At 28.2% G+C, this 1842-nt stretch carries 1 protein-coding gene; it reads right to left on the bottom strand.

Annotated features, from left to right (window positions below; genetic code table 11):
* Positions 1-156 precede the first annotated feature (156 nt).
* Positions 157-1785, bottom strand: a complete 1629-nt coding sequence (locus HCG76_RS18835; RefSeq protein ID WP_221701165.1) for an IS1182 family transposase — start codon at positions 1783-1785, stop codon at positions 157-159.
* Positions 1786-1842 lie beyond the last annotated feature (57 nt).

Below are 1842 nucleotides of genomic sequence, written 5' to 3'. Positions count from 1 at the left end.
GGAGCTGTCGCAATAGCGGGTAAAAAAATCCGCTAGCGATAGCTCTTTTTCTATATTTTCAAAAAAATAATTGTACATTTTCGATTAAAATCAAATTGAATATAAAAATAGACGCACTTAAATAAGCCTAATGAAAAAAGGCTTTAAAAATTTAAATTATGCAGTTTTCTTTAATTCAAATAAATGCTTACCAGTTCGGTTAGCCTGTATTTTGTTATGCAATTTATTTATATTATGAGCTACAGCAAGTAGTATACTTTCTGCTAAGACATTATTTTGTCCACGGCACATAAACCTTCTAAAATTCATATCATGCTTTAATTGAGCAAAAGAACCTTCTGCTTGAATACTTCTATTCATTCTAAGTAAACAACCTTCATCAGTAATAATTCTCGTTAAATCTTCTTTTCTTTGCCTATTAAACTTTTTTGAAGTTTCAAATTTTTTAGTTCTTTCTTCTAATGGTATTTTAGAATTATTCCCTTTAATACATTTGTTCTTGTAATTACAGTCACTACAATCCTCACATATATAAATTGTTTTTTCACTTTTATATCCAGTTTTAGATTTTACAAATTTTGTGTCTGACATTTTTAGTTTTTTACCATTTTGACATATAAATAAATCACTCTCAGCATCGTAGTCCATATTCTCTATTCTACTAATGTCATTCTTGTATTTTCTTGTTTTAGATATTTCATAATTAGCAGGTTTAATAAAAGCTATTTGATTATTATCTTCAATAAATGAGTAATTTTCTTCGCTTTCATATCCAGCATCAGCAACTATTTTTAAATATTTAAAATTCAAATTTTCTTCCATCCCTTTAAGAAATGGTATCAATGTAGTTGTGTCTGTTGGTTGATTACCAACAGTAAGCCACGTAATATATTCAGCATCAACACCATGCTGCACATTATAAGCTGGTTTAAGTTGTCCATTTTTCATAGCATCTTCTTTCATTCTCATAAATGTAGCATCAGCATCTGTTTTTGAATAACTATTTCTATTGCCGCAAGTGTATACCTTTTTATTGTATTCTTTAAATTTTAAAAGATATTCTTCAAGCTTTTCTATAGACTTTTGTAAAGTAGTTTTTCTCTTACCACATCCGTGGACGAATTCTATTCCTTCTAATTTTTTTAACTCATAAAGTTTTTTCCTAAGCTTCTTTACATGCTTCATTTGTACTTTATCCTTATAAATTAATTTAATGCCATAAAATTCTTCACACTCTTTTACAAGGTCGGCTATCTTAGTTAATAGTTTAGCCATATTTTTTGTAATAGCTTTCTTCCAAACAAAAGTATATTTATTAGCACAAGCTTCTATTTTAGTACCATCAATAAATATAGATTCACCTGATATTTCCCCAATTTTATAAAGAAAATTGGTTACTTCTGTTAAGATTTTTTCAGCACATGGAGCAAAATGTAAACTTCTAAACCTTGCAAATGTTGAATGATCCGGAGGCGAAGCACCCTCTAGTAGAAACATAAAATTGATATCTCTTCGACATGCAGTTTCTATATCTCTTGAAGAATAAAGTCCATTCATATATCCATAAAGCATAATTTTCAGCATATTCATTGGCGGTACTTGATTTTCTCTTATTCTAAAATAAGTAGAATATAGTCTAGTTAAATCCATCTCCTCTACAAACTGACTTAGTAATCTCACCGAATCATTTTCTGGAATTATGCAATCTATATCAAAAGGAAGTTTTAATTGATAAAACTTTCGATTTAAAGTATAATTTTGTTGTAAGATTTTTTTTGTTAGCATGAAAAATATTTTACCATAAATCCTAGGCTTATAGAGTCTGGGATTTATTTTTTTTTT

The organism is Clostridium sp. K13 (assembly GCF_019734195.1).
GTDB lineage: Bacteria > Bacillota > Clostridia > Clostridiales > Clostridiaceae > Clostridium.
The sequence above is the reverse complement of the archived record's forward strand: the minus strand, read 5'-3'. Positions and strand labels throughout refer to the sequence as shown.

What these genes read in the sequence shown, in the direction of transcription:
- HCG76_RS18835 (WP_221701165.1), bottom strand. Translation starts at nt 1,785, where the DNA reads ATGCTAACAAAAAAAATCTTACAACAAAATTATACTTTAAATCGAAAG.